This is a genomic window from Peribacillus muralis (genome assembly GCF_001645685.2).
Taxonomy (GTDB): Bacteria; Bacillota; Bacilli; order Bacillales; family DSM-1321; genus Peribacillus; species Peribacillus muralis_A.
Window position 1 is genome coordinate 963,314 of record NZ_CP017080.1, and the last position, 16,849, is coordinate 980,162.

General features: G+C 35.5%; 15 protein-coding genes and 1 riboswitch. Of the genes, 10 read left to right on the forward strand and 5 right to left on the reverse strand.

Going from position 1 to position 16,849, the window contains the following annotated elements; translation table 11 throughout:
* The first annotated feature begins 149 nt into the window (after nt 1-149).
* The 10 genes from ABE28_RS04630 (at nt 150) to ABE28_RS04680 (ending at nt 11,827) form a co-directional block, all read left to right on the forward strand.
* A complete protein-coding gene (locus ABE28_RS04630) occupies nt 150-827 on the forward strand; it encodes a sugar transferase (RefSeq protein ID WP_064466836.1) in 678 nt (225 codons plus the stop codon).
* A gap of 40 nt (nt 828-867) precedes the next feature.
* Nucleotides 868-1,332 (forward strand): DUF4352 domain-containing protein, encoded by a 465-nt coding sequence (locus ABE28_RS04635; RefSeq protein WP_167353381.1) that lies wholly within the window; start codon nt 868-870, stop codon nt 1,330-1,332.
* 115 nt (nt 1,333-1,447) lie between these two features.
* Entirely contained in the window at nt 1,448-2,134 is a 687-nt protein-coding gene (locus tag ABE28_RS04640; RefSeq protein WP_064466834.1) for a YveK family protein, read from the forward strand.
* Between the two features lie 24 nt (nt 2,135-2,158).
* Nucleotides 2,159-2,845, forward strand: a complete 687-nt coding sequence (locus ABE28_RS04645) for a CpsD/CapB family tyrosine-protein kinase (RefSeq protein WP_064466833.1) — start codon at nt 2,159-2,161, stop codon at nt 2,843-2,845.
* Nucleotides 2,846-3,820: 975 nt separating this feature from the next.
* Nucleotides 3,821-4,873: a glycosyltransferase family 4 protein gene (locus tag ABE28_RS04655; RefSeq protein WP_167353382.1), complete on the forward strand. Its 1,053-nt coding sequence runs from the start codon at nt 3,821-3,823 to the stop codon at nt 4,871-4,873.
* Entirely contained in the window at nt 4,874-6,139 is a 1,266-nt protein-coding gene (locus ABE28_RS04660) for a hypothetical protein (RefSeq protein WP_064466830.1), read from the forward strand. It abuts the gene before it with no gap.
* The gene (locus ABE28_RS04665; RefSeq protein ID WP_064466829.1) at nt 6,108-6,902 is read left to right on the forward strand and encodes an accessory Sec system protein Asp2; all 795 of its coding nucleotides are present in this window, start codon (nt 6,108-6,110) and stop codon (nt 6,900-6,902) included. Before ABE28_RS04660 ends, ABE28_RS04665 begins: the two co-directional genes overlap by 32 nt.
* A gap of 1,165 nt (nt 6,903-8,067) precedes the next feature.
* Nucleotides 8,068-8,784, forward strand: coding sequence for a tyrosine-protein phosphatase (locus ABE28_RS04670; protein ID WP_064466828.1), 717 nt, complete (start codon nt 8,068-8,070; stop codon nt 8,782-8,784).
* A gap of 420 nt (nt 8,785-9,204) precedes the next feature.
* On the forward strand, nt 9,205-9,378 hold the full coding sequence (locus ABE28_RS24845; protein WP_156775682.1) for a hypothetical protein: 174 nt from the start codon (nt 9,205-9,207) through the stop codon (nt 9,376-9,378).
* Between the two features lie 952 nt (nt 9,379-10,330).
* Nucleotides 10,331-11,827 carry a BglG family transcription antiterminator gene (locus ABE28_RS04680; protein ID WP_064466826.1) on the forward strand — a complete coding sequence of 499 codons (1,497 nt, stop codon included), beginning with the start codon at nt 10,331-10,333 and terminating at the stop codon, nt 11,825-11,827.
* Nucleotides 11,828-12,358: 531 nt separating this feature from the next.
* On the opposite strand, the gene ABE28_RS04685 is transcribed toward ABE28_RS04680, so the two are convergent.
* From ABE28_RS04685 to ABE28_RS25425, 5 genes are all read right to left on the reverse strand, one after another.
* Nucleotides 12,359-13,585 (reverse strand): CynX/NimT family MFS transporter, encoded by a 1,227-nt coding sequence (locus ABE28_RS04685; protein ID WP_064466825.1) that lies wholly within the window; start codon nt 13,583-13,585, stop codon nt 12,359-12,361.
* A gap of 15 nt (nt 13,586-13,600) precedes the next feature.
* The gene (locus ABE28_RS04690) at nt 13,601-14,278 is read right to left on the reverse strand and encodes a FadR/GntR family transcriptional regulator (protein WP_064466824.1); all 678 of its coding nucleotides are present in this window, start codon (nt 14,276-14,278) and stop codon (nt 13,601-13,603) included.
* A 766-nt stretch (nt 14,279-15,044) separates the two neighbouring features.
* Complete coding sequence (locus ABE28_RS25615; RefSeq protein ID WP_306807336.1) at nt 15,045-15,269, reverse strand: hypothetical protein; 225 nt, start codon at nt 15,267-15,269, stop codon at nt 15,045-15,047.
* Nucleotides 15,270-15,629: 360 nt separating this feature from the next.
* On the reverse strand, nt 15,630-15,800 hold the full coding sequence (locus tag ABE28_RS24850; protein ID WP_156775683.1) for a hypothetical protein: 171 nt from the start codon (nt 15,798-15,800) through the stop codon (nt 15,630-15,632).
* Between the two features lie 497 nt (nt 15,801-16,297).
* A complete protein-coding gene (locus ABE28_RS25425; protein ID WP_167353383.1) occupies nt 16,298-16,435 on the reverse strand; it encodes a hypothetical protein in 138 nt (45 codons plus the stop codon).
* Nucleotides 16,436-16,592: 157 nt separating this feature from the next.
* Nucleotides 16,593-16,736: riboswitch (cyclic di-AMP (ydaO/yuaA leader) on the forward strand.
* Nucleotides 16,737-16,849: the final 113 nt, after the last annotated feature.

Below are 16,849 nucleotides of genomic sequence, written 5' to 3' on the forward strand. Positions count from 1 at the left end.
GCAGAGGATCACGTGTAGTCAAAGGTTATATGTTTTGAAGAAAAAAGAACTCAAAAAAAAATTGACGATATATCTAGATAGGAAAGAGAGTTGTTGATAAATATGAATGACCATTGGGCATTTTGAGTCACAAGCAGGAGGAAAAAAGAATGGAATCGGTAAGGCTATTAGGTGGAGAAGATAAGGATTTACACCCCATACTAGAACAGGTTAATGAAAATAAAGTGTATTTGAATGTAAAAAGGTTCATTGATGTGTTTGGCGCATTAGTAGGGATGATCATTTTTTTGCCAATTATTATTTTAGTAGTGCTATTGGTGAAGCTTGAAAATCCAAAAGGATCGATCTTTTTTAAGCAGGTAAGGATAGGGAAAGATGGAAAAGAGTTTAATATGTACAAATTTCGCTCTATGGTAGTAGATGCCGAGAAACGCCTGCCAGATTTAGTGCGACATAACGAAATTGCCGGACCTATGTTTAAAATGAAGGATGATCCACGTATTACGAGAATCGGGAAATTCATTCGTAAAACAAGCATTGATGAACTGCCCCAATTTTGGAATGTATTAGTAGGAGAGATGAGCTTAGTTGGCCCACGCCCTCCTCTTCTGAGGGAAGTTAAAGAGTATTCTGCTTATGATAAACAACGACTGCTTGTAACACCAGGATGTACAGGGTTGTGGCAAGTGAGTGGTAGAAACGCTCTCAGTTTTCAGGAGATGGTCGAATTAGATCTACAGTATATTAAACAAAGAACAATAATAACTGATATTACGATAATCTTAAGGACTGTAAAGGTGATGATCTTGCCAAATGATTCACATTAAGAATTTGGCAAGATACAGTATAGATAAACTGGGAGGTACCATGAAATCAATAAAAAATAATTTATTCATAGTATTTATAATTGCTCTAATGGTTATGGTTAGTGCTTGCACGACAGAAAAAAATGACGAAAAAACTGATTTAAATAAAACAATCAGAAGCAATAAAATAGATATGGTCGTAACTGATCTGGTTGTTTCAAATAGTCAATCAGAAAAAAAAGATACGATCATGTTAGAAGTCGAAATGGAGTTTAAAAATAATTCTAAATCAGACTATGGAATTGGAGCCCATGATTTTAAAGTAAAAGATCAAGATGGGAAAATCCACGATGTCTATGGAATGGAACCAGACAATTTTGGAGATGTTCTTCCCCCTGGCAAATCAATGAAGGGAACAGGATATTATGAAGTTCCAAAGAATACTAAAAATGTTTCATTTATATACCAACCTAAAGAAGAGTCGCTAGCAGAATGGAAATTAACTGTACCTGAACGAAAGCGATAATTGGTAAATATATATCTATTTTCAATAAATAATGTTTTACAGGTTTTTAATTAATTTCCAGTATGACAATTCTCGAAAATAATAAATTTGGGTGAGTTACTGATGGTGGAAAAAAATGAGTAATGAGATAAGTGTTAGAGACATCTTGCAAATTTGGAGAAAACACAAATTTTTCCTAATAGTATTTTGTATTGCTGGTATTTCAATTGCTTCCTTTTGGGTGTATGTAGTTACCACTCCTAAGTATGAAATGAGCAATCAGATATTAGTTACTCAATCTGAAAGTGTAGATAAGGGACTTCAGACCCCGGAAATAGATGCAGCCATACGATTAGTTAATACTTATAGTGTTCTTATCAAGAGCCAACGAGTCCTGAATGACGTTAATGAGGCCTTGGATAATGATTATAGTTATAATGAACTTGCAAATAAGATATCTGTAGACAATGTGGCTAATTCACAAATAATAAATATTCGCGTGGTAGATGATGATCCTCAAAAAGCTGCATTAATTGTGAACGAAGTGGCCAAATCATTTAAAGAAATAACATCGAAAGTAATGAAGGTTGATAATGTTAATATCTTATCAAAAGCAGAAGTTCCAAAAAATCCAATTCCGGTTACACCGAATAAATCATTAGCCATATTCATTGGAGGAATAACTGCACTTGTTGTTGGATTGATTTCAACCTGTGCATACGAGTTACTGAATAATAAAATAAAAGACGAAGAAGATATTCATAATCTAATTGATATACCCGTATTTGGGGTAGTCGGAAAAATCAATAATCCTGATGGATGATAATCCTACTTTGGAGAGAGCAGAATGAAACCAAGAACAGCAACGAAAAAAATAAACAAAAATAATTTAATCACGAAAATCGATCCCAAATCACTCATATCCGAAGATTTTAGAGTAATAAGGACAAATATCGATTATTCTCGTATTGATTCACAATACAAGTCGATCATGATCACTTCTCCAGAACCGAATTCCGGAAAATCAGTTGTTTCTGCAAACCTAGCTGTTGTATTTGCACAACAAGGTAAGTCGACACTATTGATTGACGGTGATTTAAGGAAATCCTCTGTTCAATATTTTTTCCCCGAAGTAAGATCGGCTGGATTGACAGCGTTACTTACAGGGAGAATCTCACTTGAAGAGGCGATTGAAGAAACTGAAGTGAAAAATTTATTTGTCCTGCCAGCAGGGTTCATATCAACAAACCCTGCTGAACTACTAAGCTCAAAAAAAATGAAAGAACTCTTTAAGAGGCTCTTAACGATGTATGAACAAATAATCATTGACACACCGCCAATTTTAGCAGTTGCAGATGCGCAAATTATTTCCTCTTTAGTCGATGGTACTATATTGGTTTTTAGAAGTGGATATACAAGTAAAACTAACGCTAAAAAATCTGTACATGTATTGCAACAAGTGCATGGAAAAATAATTTGCTCTATTTTAAATGATCATAAAAATAAAAAGGATGCTTATTACTATGGGAAGTAAGAAAAGCTGTCAGATCGTCGACGTTCATGAGTTCGTGACCATGTCCTATCGATTTTCGAAATGATTCTTATTAAAATTAGATGTGAGATTGGGGACATAAACGTCATTGTTCCATTTAAACAGTATAATATCAAAAAAAAATGGATGCTGTTGTTCGATAAATAAAAAGAGCCGCAGCAAGATTACATAGGTCAAGAGTTACCGGTGTGATGAAGAAAGGTGTGTACTGAATCAATTTCAAAAGCTGGTGGTATGAAAGCATTGATGATGCCATTTACACCTTCTTCTTATCTTCATCGGAATTTGGTAAACTGACTTGTATTTTATCGAGAAGCTGTTTCCATGATACATAGTGTCCGCTCATTGATTTCCGGAATCTCAGGCAAGCATGGCATCTTTCTGCCAGTGAAATGCCGGAAGTAAGGGGAAAGGTTTCATGCACAGATTTTTTATATCCATTTGTATTGTTAGATACCATTTTAAGTCTACTAATCATCATTATAGAGTCAATGACGTATCTGAAATATCAACTGCTGCTTTTGCTTTCGATACTATTGCTTAGACTATCAAGTTTTCAAAAGGCTTATTATGTTGTGGAAAAGAAGACTGTCCGTTTAATGGGAGCAACGTTTATAGGTGCCTTTATAAATATCATTTTGACTGTATGGATGGTTCCATTTATAGGTATTGAAGGTGTTGTAGGGCCTACTTTTGTAATTATCTTCATTATAGGGTTGGTTCAATCTAGAAAAACAAGACTCTTTGATTTTTTACGTCATAAAGCAATTATTGTCAGTAATATTTTAATTCTAATCTCACAATCCGTTGTCAAGATCATATTCGTCAGGTTATTTTATGTATTTAAAATAATTTTTATTAGTATCAATATAGTTCCAATCGCGGTTATAGAAAAAACAAGAAGGTTTTATAGTCCAATTTCAATGAAAAAAGGTGTAGTATATGGCGAACATCGTAATGATCGGACCAGATTCTGAAGCAAAAGGCGGCATTGCAACAGTTATAAAAAATTTTTCCATTCATTTTGAAAGTGAGGAGCATCAAATTAGCTACCTTAGTTCATGGGATGGGGGAGGGATGTGGAATGTATGTAAAGTGTTCATTAGGACACTTAAACGACTTTCAAAGCTGATTGATAAAGAAAGCGTTGATATTGTTCACATTCACGTTGCCCAAAAAGGAAGTTTTTTCCGTAAGGCGTTACTGGCACGATATGCACGAAAAAAAGGTGTAAAGGTTATTTTACATATTCATGGTTCACAATTTGACGTCTTTTATAAAAATGCTTCCTCTCTTTTAAAAAAAATAATAAGAAGTTCACTTCATCATGTAGATGCCATAGTTGTTCTAAGTGAGGAGTGGGAGATGGTTTTTAAGGAATTGACCATTACTCCCATTACTGTTATTGAGAATGCAGTAATGATCCCGGCCGAAAACCGTTATAATGTCGATGCTAAAAATATAGTGACCTTTGGTAGGATTGGTAATAGGAAAGGAAGTTACGATATTCTAGATGTCGCAGAAATGGTTTTTAAAAGAAACCCAGAAATAAACTTTAGCTTATATGGGGATGGGGATATAAAGGAAGTTAGCCAATTAATAAAAAAACGAAATTTGAGTAATGTTATCATTGGCGGGTGGATCGGGCCGGAAGAGAAGGTGAAAATCTATTCAGAAACGGGGCTTCATTTATTACCCTCTTATCATGAAGGGCTGCCTATGGCGATACTTGAAACGATGGCAAACGGAATTCCTAACATTAGTACGAATGTAGGTGGCATTCCTCAAGTGATTCATAATGAAAAAAATGGATTTTTAGTTAAACCAGGCGATACAAAACAAATAACCTTATATATATTGGATTTTTTTGGTAATGAAACGTATCGTAATGATTTAAGTGAAGAAGCCTATTCAATGATAAAAACGAAATTCTCGATGAGTATTTATCTAAAAAAATGGGAATGTCTGTATGGTGAATTAGCCGGTATGAATAGAGGGGAATTTCGTTAGATGAATTTGTTTATTTACTTATTTTTCATGGTTGCCTTTGTTAATTTTCTTAAAGTGAAAATATCGATTTTTGATTATTTAGATGAATTTTTACTCTTTTTCTTATTGTGCTGGGCGTTATTAAGCACTCTAGTGAATGAGCTTTATGGCAAAAAGACTATTAAAAACGTCGATTTAGGTTTAATTGCTTTAACACTTATTCTAGCTGTTTGGTCCCTCATCCCCAATATGTTTGCTGTACTTCGCTCAACAGTTTTTCTGCAGTTGTATACGTTAATGGTTTTATTGAAGTTCGTTATTATATATCTTTCTTCCCGAACAGTTTTTATGAAAAGAAATTATGCTAAAGACTTCAGATTTATTAAGGGGATCTGTTACAGTTATTCATTGATATGCTTGACGGTTTATGTATTGAATATGATCCACCCATTTATGCATTCATTTGATAAAAGGCTTGGAGTACCTAGTTTAAGTTATGGTTTTTCCCATCCAGCGCAGTTTGCTACTACGATTATCGTTTTTACAGTAGTAATATCTTATTTTGACTATTTGTACAAGAAGCGGCTGCCAATTACTTATTTATTAATTAATTTTCTTCTTATAGTAACTGCAGGAAGAACAACTTCCATTGGTTTTTATTTATTTGCACTTATCGTCCTTATTTTATTAGTGTATTACAAGAGAATACCATTTTATATGTATATTTTTACAGGAATCCCTTTTTATATCATTGCTAAAGATCGTACCATGAATCAGTTTTTTATAGATAATGATGAGGCTCGGGGGGTGCTGCTGCGCACTTCCGTTAAAATTGCTACTGATTACTTTCCATTCGGGTCTGGTCTAGGGTTATTTGGTTCCCATGCATCGAGATTAAATTATTCGCCTTTATATCAGAAGTATAATATATCCGGAGTATGGGGACTTTCTAAAACAAATCCAGCGTTCATTACGGATTCATATTGGGCAATGACCATTGCCGAACTTGGATTCATTGGCGTCATCTTGTTACTAGCTTTAATTGTAATGCTATTTTTAAATATTATTAATTATAGCAAAGGGACGAGAATAGACAAGTTTTTTATATTATTACCTCTGTTATATGCTTTGTTAACAAGTCCAATAGATTCCGTATTTGTTTCTAACGGCATTGTTTTGTTATTGTTTGCCGTTATTTTTATGCTGAATCTAAATCTACATTATTATAAAAAAATCGAATTCAAAGGAGAGCAGAATGAAAAAATATATAAAAAGGCTAATTATTAAGTGTTATATGTTTTCTGTACTATTTCATGAAAAAGTATTTCAAACGGCAAAATGTAATCTTAGATACCTTTTGGTAAAAAAGAAAAAAAGCAAAAAGTTATTGGTTATTTTTTCAGGTTATCCTGGGGAAGGTCAACAAGCTAGGTACAATTATATTTTAAAGTTTTCTCGATTGCGATGTCATCGGCTTTATATTTTGGACAATTTCGGCCCTCATAATAAAGGTGCCTGGTACCTAGGAGAAAACATGGATTTCTATATTGAAGATGCAGTAGTGCAATTAATTGATAATACTTTAAAAGAACTTGGTCTAACGAGGCAAGACGTTATAACATGTGGCAGCAGTAAAGGTGGATATGCAGCACTATATTTTGAAAATAAACATCATTATTATGCTTCCATTTCAGGGGCGCCTCAACCATTACTTGGTGATTACTTAGATAGAGACGTACACAGGAATATTTTTGAGTATATTGCTGGAAAAGAAGGGGAAACGAGGCATGAAGATCTGAACAACCTCATTTATAAGGCAATAAAACAGAAAAGAGGTCAAAATAGAATTTTTGTACATGTTAGTAAAAATGAACATACTTACGAAGGGCATGTACTACCTTTACTCAATTTTTTGGAGCAAAATAATATCGAGGTACGAATGGATTATGGAGAGTATAAAAAACATGATCAAGTTGGATTTTATTTTCCGCCATTTGCATTGAGAATAATGGAAGAAATTTTAAATGAAGATATTGACGTAGTTAGGTGAAAATTCGTCTATGAATACTGATTAACAAGTTAGATGGAGGAAAATGAAAGCATAAATTACTTTTTGAAAAGCGAAAGCCTGTAATAGATGTTAATACTTGATAGGAATAGGATAATTCAATTACTAGTAAGAGCATGTTTTGCTTAATTTTACAAACATGCTTTTTCTTTTTATTTCGGATTTCAAGGTTACTAGAAGCGCAAATAACGTCCAAAGCACAGCCGGATACATCGCAACTTTAAATTTGCTCCTAAATACTCATGTTCCCTATTTTACTTGAGATGTTGCATTGTACATCTCTTGTTCACCTATTAACATTGTTTGATATAACAGGTTATTTCTGATGCGATAAAATACCCTCTTCAAAATATGAACTTCCGTTTAACTTCGTATTTTACCTACTTCATCACTCGGTCACAAATTATAGATTACAAGTTTTTTGATTTAATCTTGTTTTGACTAAGGCATTAATCGTAATGAATAGGGAATAAAGTTTATGTGTATAACCATGAGAATATCCAGTATAGGTAATTTACATATAGCTTGTTTACTTGGAATTTCAAATTTGAAAAGGAAAGTTTCAATTATGAGACATACAAGGGCGGTGCTCTAAGCTAAAATGGATTGTAGTAAGGAATCAATGTCATCTTTGAACATTATCCTTTAATCGGATAATCAAAGAATGCTTTTCTTTTTCAGACACGTGCTAGTCCACTTTATCAATTGAAACACTATTATCACATACTAAAATAATGCGCTATCCTCAAAATTTATATCAATGAGACCGCCCTGTGTATCTACTCACTATTTATTAATGTACCTATACAATCTCTATCCGACATGGATTTCGTCCTATAAAACTAAAAAAAGTCTATTAAACAAATAGGGGAAGACTGTTCCAGTCTTCTCTTCGATTGTAGGGTGCTCTCTACGGTCTTTTTTTATTTATGGAGAATTGAATAGGCAGTGTAATTCATAAAGGCAGGTCAACAATGTGAGAAGAATGGAAAAATAAGTGGAGTATGAAAATGAGTCATGGCGTTTCATTAATGGAACGAAAGAATCAACTAAGTACTATAAAATAAAGAGGGAAAAAATAATAAAACGGCTAAAGTTGGAGTGGAATGAGAAGTTCATCTTATTGTTGAGGTGAAGGGGGATAACGATGATTGATATTCATAGTCATATATTACCAGGTGTGGATGATGGGGCGGATAATATTGGCGAAAGTATAGTAATGGCGAGAAAAGCGGTGGAACAAGGAATCACCAATATCATTGCAACTCCCCATTACCATAAGGGGAAATATGATAATGATAAAGAAAAAGTCGAGGGGGAAACCAGGAAATTGAATCAAGTGCTATATGATTTGGAAATTCCGCTAAAAGTATGGCCAGGGCAGGAAATAAGGATAACGGACGAACTTTTAGAGGATTTTGATCATAATCAAATCATCACTTTGAATGGTTTGCAATATATCCTTCTCGAACTTCCTTCAAACCATGTGCCAAGATATACAGAGCGATTAATCCATGATCTTCAAATAAAAAGGATCACACCAATCATTGCTCATCCAGAGAGAAATTTAGAAATAATAAGAAATCCCGACCTTTTAGAATATCTGGTCTGGAATGGGGCGTATTCACAAATAACAGCTGGGAGCATCACAGGTAAATTTGGGTGGAAAACAAAAAGATTTTCCAACTATCTAATTGGTTCAGATCTTGCTCATTTCATTGCATCAGATGCTCATAATACAGGCAACAGAGGTTTTCAACTTAAGGAAGCATATAAAATGGTTCAAAAGAACTTTGGACAAAAAGTGGTAGAAGAGTTCAATGAAAATGCCAAGAGTGTTTTGTACGGGATTAAAGTCAAATAACTCATGCCTGGTCAAACATATATTGGTGAATGTCGGATTTGACATATTATATACAGCCTATCACATTAGATGTCATGCTTATTAATGTGTTGAAGCAGAAAATCATAAAATAAAGCCCCGTTAGGAAACGATTACCCTCTACAGCCTATGTTCAAATGGGAAGCCATTTTTATCGGAACGGGTAGTAGTGGCAATAGTAATGGAAAAAGTTGCACCATTTAAAAAAATTAAATGAGGGTTCGTGCCATTTCATCCAGTCAAGAAATATGACCCATGCCAGGTAAAAATGTTACCTGTGGCCTTAGAAGGTTCTACAGGGTCATCGAAAATGAATGAATCGGTTCCAAGCCGCTTAAGTGCTTGAGTCACGGGATAAACAGTAATGAACCTTCCTTATAAAGAAAAGGAGGCAGCCGGTATATGAGAATGACATTTAAGAAGATATATCGAGATATAGACAAGTTGGTGTATCTTTCAAATAAACGGAATGGTTTGTATGGAAAAGAGATTGAGAGCACAAGAAAAAGGTTAGTTGAAAACATTAAAGCGATAGAACTGCATACGATTGTATCCAAGAATGAAGATTCTGCATAAATATTTTTTAACCTTCCAAAATGGATTTGAGTTTCATTTCAATTTGGAAGGCTGTTTTATTCACTTGATTGTAAGCATGAGAAATTCGAATTAGCCCATTTAACTCATTTGAAAAAGAACCCAATGGAGTCTAATGAGATTCTCAATATGGAGAAGATGAATTGCAATAACGCAGAAGGGCTCTTTAATTTCTAACGATAAAGGCATTTGGACTGACTGTACGGAAAAAATAGTCCGAGGTCTTTTTTTTCTGCTAATTTTAATGAATTTTCCGGATTGAGGCTGAAACTCCACATCAAGAATTAGCTGAACTGTCATGATAAAGCTGTTTTTCTTACGATAAACCATAATTGATTCCTCATCTGTTTTTTTTGTATAGAAGGAATTTTAAAAATCAGCCATTTTTTATGGTGTATTCTGCAAACCATCCACAAATGAATGGGGTGTTTTCGATTGTTCAAAATGCTAAATGAAAACAGAAAACATCAAAGTGATGATGAAAAAGTAATAAGTTTATGTCTAAAATGAAATCCTGTGTTCTAAATTTGGAATATTCATACTCATTTGGTGCATATTTTATTTGCCAAAAGATAGGGTCATTTTTTATTGACTACCTGCTTCTTTAGGTGGCTTATGGGGTAGTGTGTCCAGTTCATGCTTGATGTGTCAGGAATTTCATAACCCATGACAGGGGGGCGGGTTCGGGAAGGTCTCAACTAGAAACGTGTATTATTGTCAATCTAAATGCATAGGTAAAACCTATTCTTGTTTCAAAAGTTGATTTTCGTGTACCGCATATGAAACGACATCAGGAAGGAAGTGTGATAAATTTGGGTAGTAAGTAGTGTGTATTTTAATGTTTGTTTTAATGGGGATAGACAATGGTACTTAAGTTCCTATTTCCATAGCTTGTTTAGTAGATATGAAAATCAGTAAAGTTAAAGGTGATAGGATGAATCGATTTAATGATCGTTATTCAGAACTCGTGTATCATTTATTTTATGAAGATAACTGGTGCAGTTTAAACGAACTTTCAAAAAAAACGGGCTATTCAAAAAGCACATTATGGAGGGATTTATTACATACTGATTCAACACTTCCGCCCGAATGGAAAATTGAAAAAAACGAAGCTCAAGGCGTAAGGCTAATTAAACCGAAAAATGGTACGATAGAAGAACTTTGGTTTCATCTTAGAAGTGAAAATACCTATTTTCAAACTTTGGAGTTAATTCTCCTTAATAATGGAGTAACCATAAATTACATTACACAACATGTACATATCAGCCGTTCCACAGTGTATAGGCAGCTAGAGAAAATAGAAGAAGTAGTGAAAAGTGCCGGTGTTCAATTAACACATAGTCCGTATAAAATCGTTGGTGATGAAAAAAAAATCAGGCGCTTCATTATGCAGTATGTTGAGTATATGTCCGGGAATCTAAATGATTTTATTACATCATTCGATATTAAGGAGTTTCAAGAACATGTTTTGAAGCTATTAAAGGAGCATAAGACATCCTTACATATGGGAGCGATCCAAAGATTGGCGATCATCCTTCATATCTCTAACATTCGCATAACCCATAGTTGCTTTGTAACCATCCCGCAGGCGGTTATTGATGAAAACGAACATTCAACAGTGTTTGAGATATCCAAGAAATTATTTAAATTCATGGAAAAAATATCGAATAGGGAGAAGCAAATTCAAGAAATATTCTTTTTTTCTTTATATTTAATGAGTGAAGAAATGTCTTTAAATCGTACCCAGGAACTCCGCTACATACGTTCCAAACTTAATTCGGACAGTGGTATGCCTTTAAATCATTTTCTGATTAATTTATCAAGAGAAATTGGCTTGGATGTCTCTCAGGATGATATCTTCATGTACGAGTTTGCGCAAACCCTGCGGGGAATCACCTTTGATTTGAAATTAAAAACAGATACGAGAATAAATAATATATTGCAATTCGTCCCTTATTTCGAAAAGAACCCTTTATTTGGGATGATTCAAGAAATAGCTAAAAATATTTCGCGTGAGTTCTCTATATCTTTTGAAGATATAGAGATTTTAGAAATCTTCATGTTGGTTCAGGCTTCTATATTAAGGAAAAAAAATCAGATGGTCATAGAAACGGCTTTAGTCTGTCGTTCATATGTTGAGAAAGATTATATTCGTGAAGTCTTAAAGCATCATTTCGGAAATCAGCTAAATATCTATGTAATGGATTTTTCTGATATAGACTCACTTTATAGAAAAAATGGCTTCGATTTATTAATAACTACTGATTTAGGTCAATTGATTAATATTGAGCACATCCCTATATACAAAGTGTCTTCATTTCCAACACCTTCCGAGATAAAAGAAATCAAGATATTCACAAGAGAGAATTTTATTGATAGGTATGGTTTAAACCACAATATCTTATACCCATTTGAAGATGACATTGATTGACCCTAGTGACATTTTTTTAATGGTTGAATCGGCCTGTTCGTAAATGTGATTCGATACAGGAATGCAAGATGTCTTACCTCGTTAAAGCAATGAGCAATGTTCTTCTATTTACTGCCTCTAATAATGATCATTTTTAAAATAGCATTATGCTGCGAATAGACAACTTCGTCAGATAATGCAGATCAATTCCTTGATCACTCAAGATGGTTTATGAGTCATGATGCTTTACTGACAGAAGTCTTAAGGCGGGATACTATCCACAACAAATTAAAGCTGAGAGGATGCATACAGATGATTTCCAATTTACATCACAAAGCATTCACTTTATTAAATGAAAAACAAAATTCGCCGATGTATTGATAATTCTTTCAGTTTACTCTTGCAAACTTTTGGTAGCAGTGAAAAATTGGTTTATTTAAGAATGTGAGTGCATATGAAAGCCTTATCCTTATGCTGTAATCATTTATCCGTTTAGTTTTGGTTACTAGAGAAAATGATCCCAATATTATACTGGGATCATTTTTCATGTAATTAATGAGCAGTTACGTATTCATTCTTACCTGCACGCATTCCAACGATGAAAATAAGGGCAGATACAGCGACTAACATTAATAAGGGAACTGTCCAACTATGTGTAAGGTCGTGCAGCCAGCCGAATAATACTGGTCCAATGGCAGCTAGTAGGTATCCGAAAGATTGAGCCATTCCTGATAATTCCGTCGCTTCATGGGTACTTCGGGTGCGCAGGCTAAAAAACATCATCGATAAGCTGAATATGGTACCGACTCCAATTCCAATCAACATCATGCAAACCGGGATGAATAGCTCGCTTCCATATAAGATGCCGAAAATTCCTGCAACAAGGAAAACGGCAGGCGGGACTACCAATATACGCTGGCTCTGTAAGCGTCCTGCTAAAATTGGCACAATGAATGTTATCGGAATGACGGCGAGCTGCATGATGGATAGCATCCAGCCGGCTTCATCAGCGTTCAGGCCCTTTTGCTCTAGGATTTCAGGCATCCAGGTTATGACGGTATAGAAGATGAAGGATTGTAATCCCATGAAAAACGTGATTTGCCATGCTAAACCAGAGCGCCACAGATTCATGTTTTTTTGTTTTTGAGCTGTTTGTACGTTTTTATCCCCGTTGGCAGGCCGTCTTAATTGCGGCATCCAGAAGAAAACGGTGATAAGCGATAAGATTCCCCAGCATCCGAGGGCACCAGTCCATCCCATACCCGATGAAAATGCAATAGGGATGCTGATCCCGGATGCCATCGCGCCACATAGGTTCATGGAAACAGCATAAACGCCTGTCATCAAACCGATATTTCTTGCAAAGTTATGCTTGATCAGGCTAGGCAACAATACATTGCCGATGGCTATGGCGAGTCCAATCAAGATCGTTCCCATGAACAATGTCGGGACTCCGCCAATGGAGCGTATTGCGATTCCGATCGTTAATAATATCAAAGAGGCGAATAAGGTGAGCTCCATCCCAAAACGCCGGGCTATCCTAGGTGCAAATGGCGACAATAAGGCGAAAGAGAGTAAAGGCAGTGTCGTTAAGGAACCTGAAAGTGCATTCGTGATTCCCAAAGCGTCCCGGATTGATGTTACAAGGGGCCCTACGGATGTAAGAGGCGCCCGTAGATTGGCTCCAATTAGAATGACCCCGATAATGAGCAGTCCGATTCTGGAGTTATTATTTATTTTCTTTTGTTCTAGTTGATTAACCGTTTGTTGGATGGCCATGATTTTCCTCCGTACTTATTTTAGAGATTTTTTGAATTGTGCAATGTACTCATTTACAGCTTCAGTAGCTCGCTTTACATCTCGTTCAATAATGGCTTCCACTAGAGTGCAATGAATGCTTAAATGAAAGTTCGCCTCAGAACTCATCCGGACGATCTGATGGATGGACTCATGCAAGGAATCTTCCATATGTTCGTACAAATCAATTAATAAGGCATTATGTGATGAACCCATGATCGATTTATGCAACTGAATATCAGATTGCTCATAAGCCTTGATGTCCTTCTCTTCTGCCGCTATACGGCAGGCTGTGATGTGAAACCGCAACTTTTTTATATCTTCTTGATCACGTCTTAGTGCGGCCAATTGGGCTCCTTCTCTTTCCAGGGCATGACGGACTTCTAACGTTTCAAATAAACTTGATCTTTGGATCCTTCTTTGAAACGCAACCCCTAAGGAGCTTGTTGACTTGACGAAGGTTCCTTTTCCTTGTTTCGTAACTAGAAGTCCTGCGTAAACAAGCGATCGTATCGCTTCTCTTAATGTATTTCTGCTTACATCGAAATGTTTGATCAAATCCATTTCAGGCGGAATCTGATTTCCAATTTCCCATTCACCAGATTCGATTAATGTTTCGATTTGAGAAACGACTTGCTCAACAAGTGATAATCGGTTTGCTTTGGATATGGCCAATATATACACCTCAAATTTGTAGGATGATTGGTTCATAGGATATTTTAACATATGTATGCTAAAAATATAACATAATGAAATCGCTAAAATGATTGGGTCTTAAGTTTTTTATGGAATGTAAAAAGCAAGCGTTACGGTGAATGAAGTTCACTCTAATTTAAGGATACACTGAGGAAATTGCCCACAATCATAAGGGGGAACTTTGACCGTTTTTTTCTACTTCATTCCACGGTAGTCTTCGTGCCTTCCGTTACATTTCACTTTGCTTGTAAACAAGGTGAAACTTCAGCGCTCTTATTTTGGAGAGGTTTCTCCTTTGGAGGTCTTCTTTCGCTTACAAAATGAAGAAGCCCTGATTGAAATTCAGAGCTTCATTTTGGTTCATATACAAAATCCAATAATTCTAATTTAGAACTGTTTTCTTTGTTCAATGATGAAAGAAAGCAGGATAAATACAGATAGAGTCACAAGGCATAAAACGGATCCAACGATATTTTCTTTATTAAAGAAAAGCCAAAAGGATAGCACTTAAAGCTGTAATGGCAATTAATGTTGTGTATGGGTGCCATTTAACCTGGAAATCGTGCTTGGCAGTATAATATTTACATAGTTTCAATTGAGCTGAACAATAATAATAAAAAGGTGAAGCCGTACATCCGAACCACCATTAAGGACATCCCCATCAATGGAATGTTGTTAACTACATTATGTATATTAACTGGTGTATTTCTATCTTGTTTGTTTCCAGATCTTATATTGAGCTATCTTATGGCATCCCAGTTTCTCCATTTTGGGAAGTACTGAACAATGTCCTTGAGGGAGCGTATATACCGGAATTGGCCACTGATAAAACAGCCGTCAAAAGTACAAAATTGATTATAGCGGCTGCTCCGGCAAGTCCTGATATACTGAAAACCTGAACGAAAGGACTCACTTCATTGCTTAATTGGTTCCAAGGAATAATTCTGCAGATAATAAGTATTGGCAGGATGTAGCAATAGCATTACCCTACTACGGTTCCTTTGAGGATTTTTGGTATGACCCGCTGGCTCTCTTTTGTTTCCGTTACGGCAATACAAATTGTTATTTCAGTAAAACTATCGAAGCTTCTTCAATTAAACGCTTTTAAGTGCTCAAGTCCTATGTAAATATATCATGAAAAAAATCAATTTATGCTGTTGAGTGAATCATTGCGATCCGGCCACTTTATTATTTTGGATATTAGTCTGAAATTAACGATAAATAAATTTTGCTTCCGTGTAAATATGAAGGAGCATAAAAAGAACCGTCCTTTAATAGGACGGTTTTAATTTGTTGATACGAAAAAGGATGGAGCAGGCAATGTCAGTGATCATTCAAACTCATCTAAAGGGGCAGATAGTGACTGACGGTTTTCGGTTTCTGATACAGCCTCAAAATTCTTTTGGAATTCTAAATAGCCTGTGTACACTTGCGAAGCCATTCCTAGATACGGCAACTCGGTGTGTATGATTCCCGTTCTTGGTGAATGATGCATATACATGTTTCATCCCTCCTTTTGAATGTAAGATAACCATGAAATTAAGGCCGTCAAAGAAGTGAATGAAGTGAATGGATGAGGTCTTTCCCTTGCTAGCATTAATTTAAAGCCACCGAGACCGAATGTGAAAAAAGTGGGATAATAGTAGGTCGAATGGGGAATCAGGAGACGTTGGCTTGTCCTATAAGGCTAACGGATCTAAAAGGGCCATGAAATGGAAAAATATCATTCCCTTATCCAGTATTTGAATCATGTAATATCATCATTGTTGTTATATGACGTATTTTCTTGCTTCTTTTTATGATGACTACTTTATCATTCTATGAGGATAAGCTAGAACGGTTTGGACAAGTCGCCAAAAAATTTGTGAGGAATTAAGAAAATCTGCCCAAAAACCTCTGGTTGAGATAAAACCAGAGGTGCTATTGAACGTGCTATCGGGAGCAATTGATAAGTTTCGTAAAGGGCTGGCACGTCCCGTTCGGACAGGGAATGAGTCATCACCTTGTTTCTTCCCCGTCCAGTTGGTTACGGTGATCGTTTTCATTGAGTGGACCGCCGAATTGTTCATTGATTTCTTTAACCACTTCATCTAAAAATTCATCTGAGATGATTGGTTTTACTGTATGTTTAGGCATGGGAATCATGGCCATCCTTTCTGGTTTTGAAGGGTTTTGGTTCCGTATGGAGCATAGGTTATCAACATAACCGTAGTTACTAAAAAATATTCTTTTTACATGAAAAATTTTCATTTACTTTTCCAGTTCACGGGAGTATGATAATCAACAGTTTCATATTTCTAAATCGCTTAAACCATTTGGTGCGGGGGACCCGTTATTGGGATTATTTTATAATCCAAGGGGTGAATCCTTCCAAGGTAGGGCTACTCTTAGGTCCGAATCCGACAGCTAACCTCGTAAGCGTTATATGAGAAGGAAGGTGGAGCTTGTTAGACAAAAAAATTGATGTCTGCAGGTCTATTTAGTTATGACTTGCAGGCATTTTTATTTTTTCTTCTGGGTTTTTGCTTTAGCAGGGTAACCTAAACTTAT

Bases quoted from the DNA above. Each gene is read 5' to 3' on its own strand.
- ABE28_RS04630 (WP_064466836.1), top strand. From the start codon at position 150: ATGGAATCGGTAAGGCTATTAGGTGGAGAAGATAAGGATTTACACCCC.
- ABE28_RS04635 (WP_167353381.1), top strand. From the start codon at position 868: ATGAAATCAATAAAAAATAATTTATTCATAGTATTTATAATTGCTCTA.
- ABE28_RS04640 (WP_064466834.1), top strand. From the start codon at position 1,448: ATGAGTAATGAGATAAGTGTTAGAGACATCTTGCAAATTTGGAGAAAA.
- ABE28_RS04645 (WP_064466833.1), top strand. From the start codon at position 2,159: ATGAAACCAAGAACAGCAACGAAAAAAATAAACAAAAATAATTTAATC.
- ABE28_RS04655 (WP_167353382.1), top strand. From the start codon at position 3,821: ATGATCGGACCAGATTCTGAAGCAAAAGGCGGCATTGCAACAGTTATA.
- ABE28_RS04660 (WP_064466830.1), top strand. From the start codon at position 4,874: ATGAATTTGTTTATTTACTTATTTTTCATGGTTGCCTTTGTTAATTTT.
- ABE28_RS04665 (WP_064466829.1), top strand. From the start codon at position 6,108: ATGAAAAAATATATAAAAAGGCTAATTATTAAGTGTTATATGTTTTCT.
- ABE28_RS04670 (WP_064466828.1), top strand. From the start codon at position 8,068: ATGATTGATATTCATAGTCATATATTACCAGGTGTGGATGATGGGGCG.
- ABE28_RS24845 (WP_156775682.1), top strand. From the start codon at position 9,205: ATGAGAATGACATTTAAGAAGATATATCGAGATATAGACAAGTTGGTG.
- ABE28_RS04680 (WP_064466826.1), top strand. From the start codon at position 10,331: ATGAATCGATTTAATGATCGTTATTCAGAACTCGTGTATCATTTATTT.
- ABE28_RS04685 (WP_064466825.1), bottom strand. From the start codon at position 13,585: ATGGCCATCCAACAAACGGTTAATCAACTAGAACAAAAGAAAATAAAT.
- ABE28_RS24850 (WP_156775683.1), bottom strand. From the start codon at position 15,800: ATGTATATGCATCATTCACCAAGAACGGGAATCATACACACCGAGTTG.
- ABE28_RS25425 (WP_167353383.1), bottom strand. From the start codon at position 16,435: ATGCCTAAACATACAGTAAAACCAATCATCTCAGATGAATTTTTAGAT.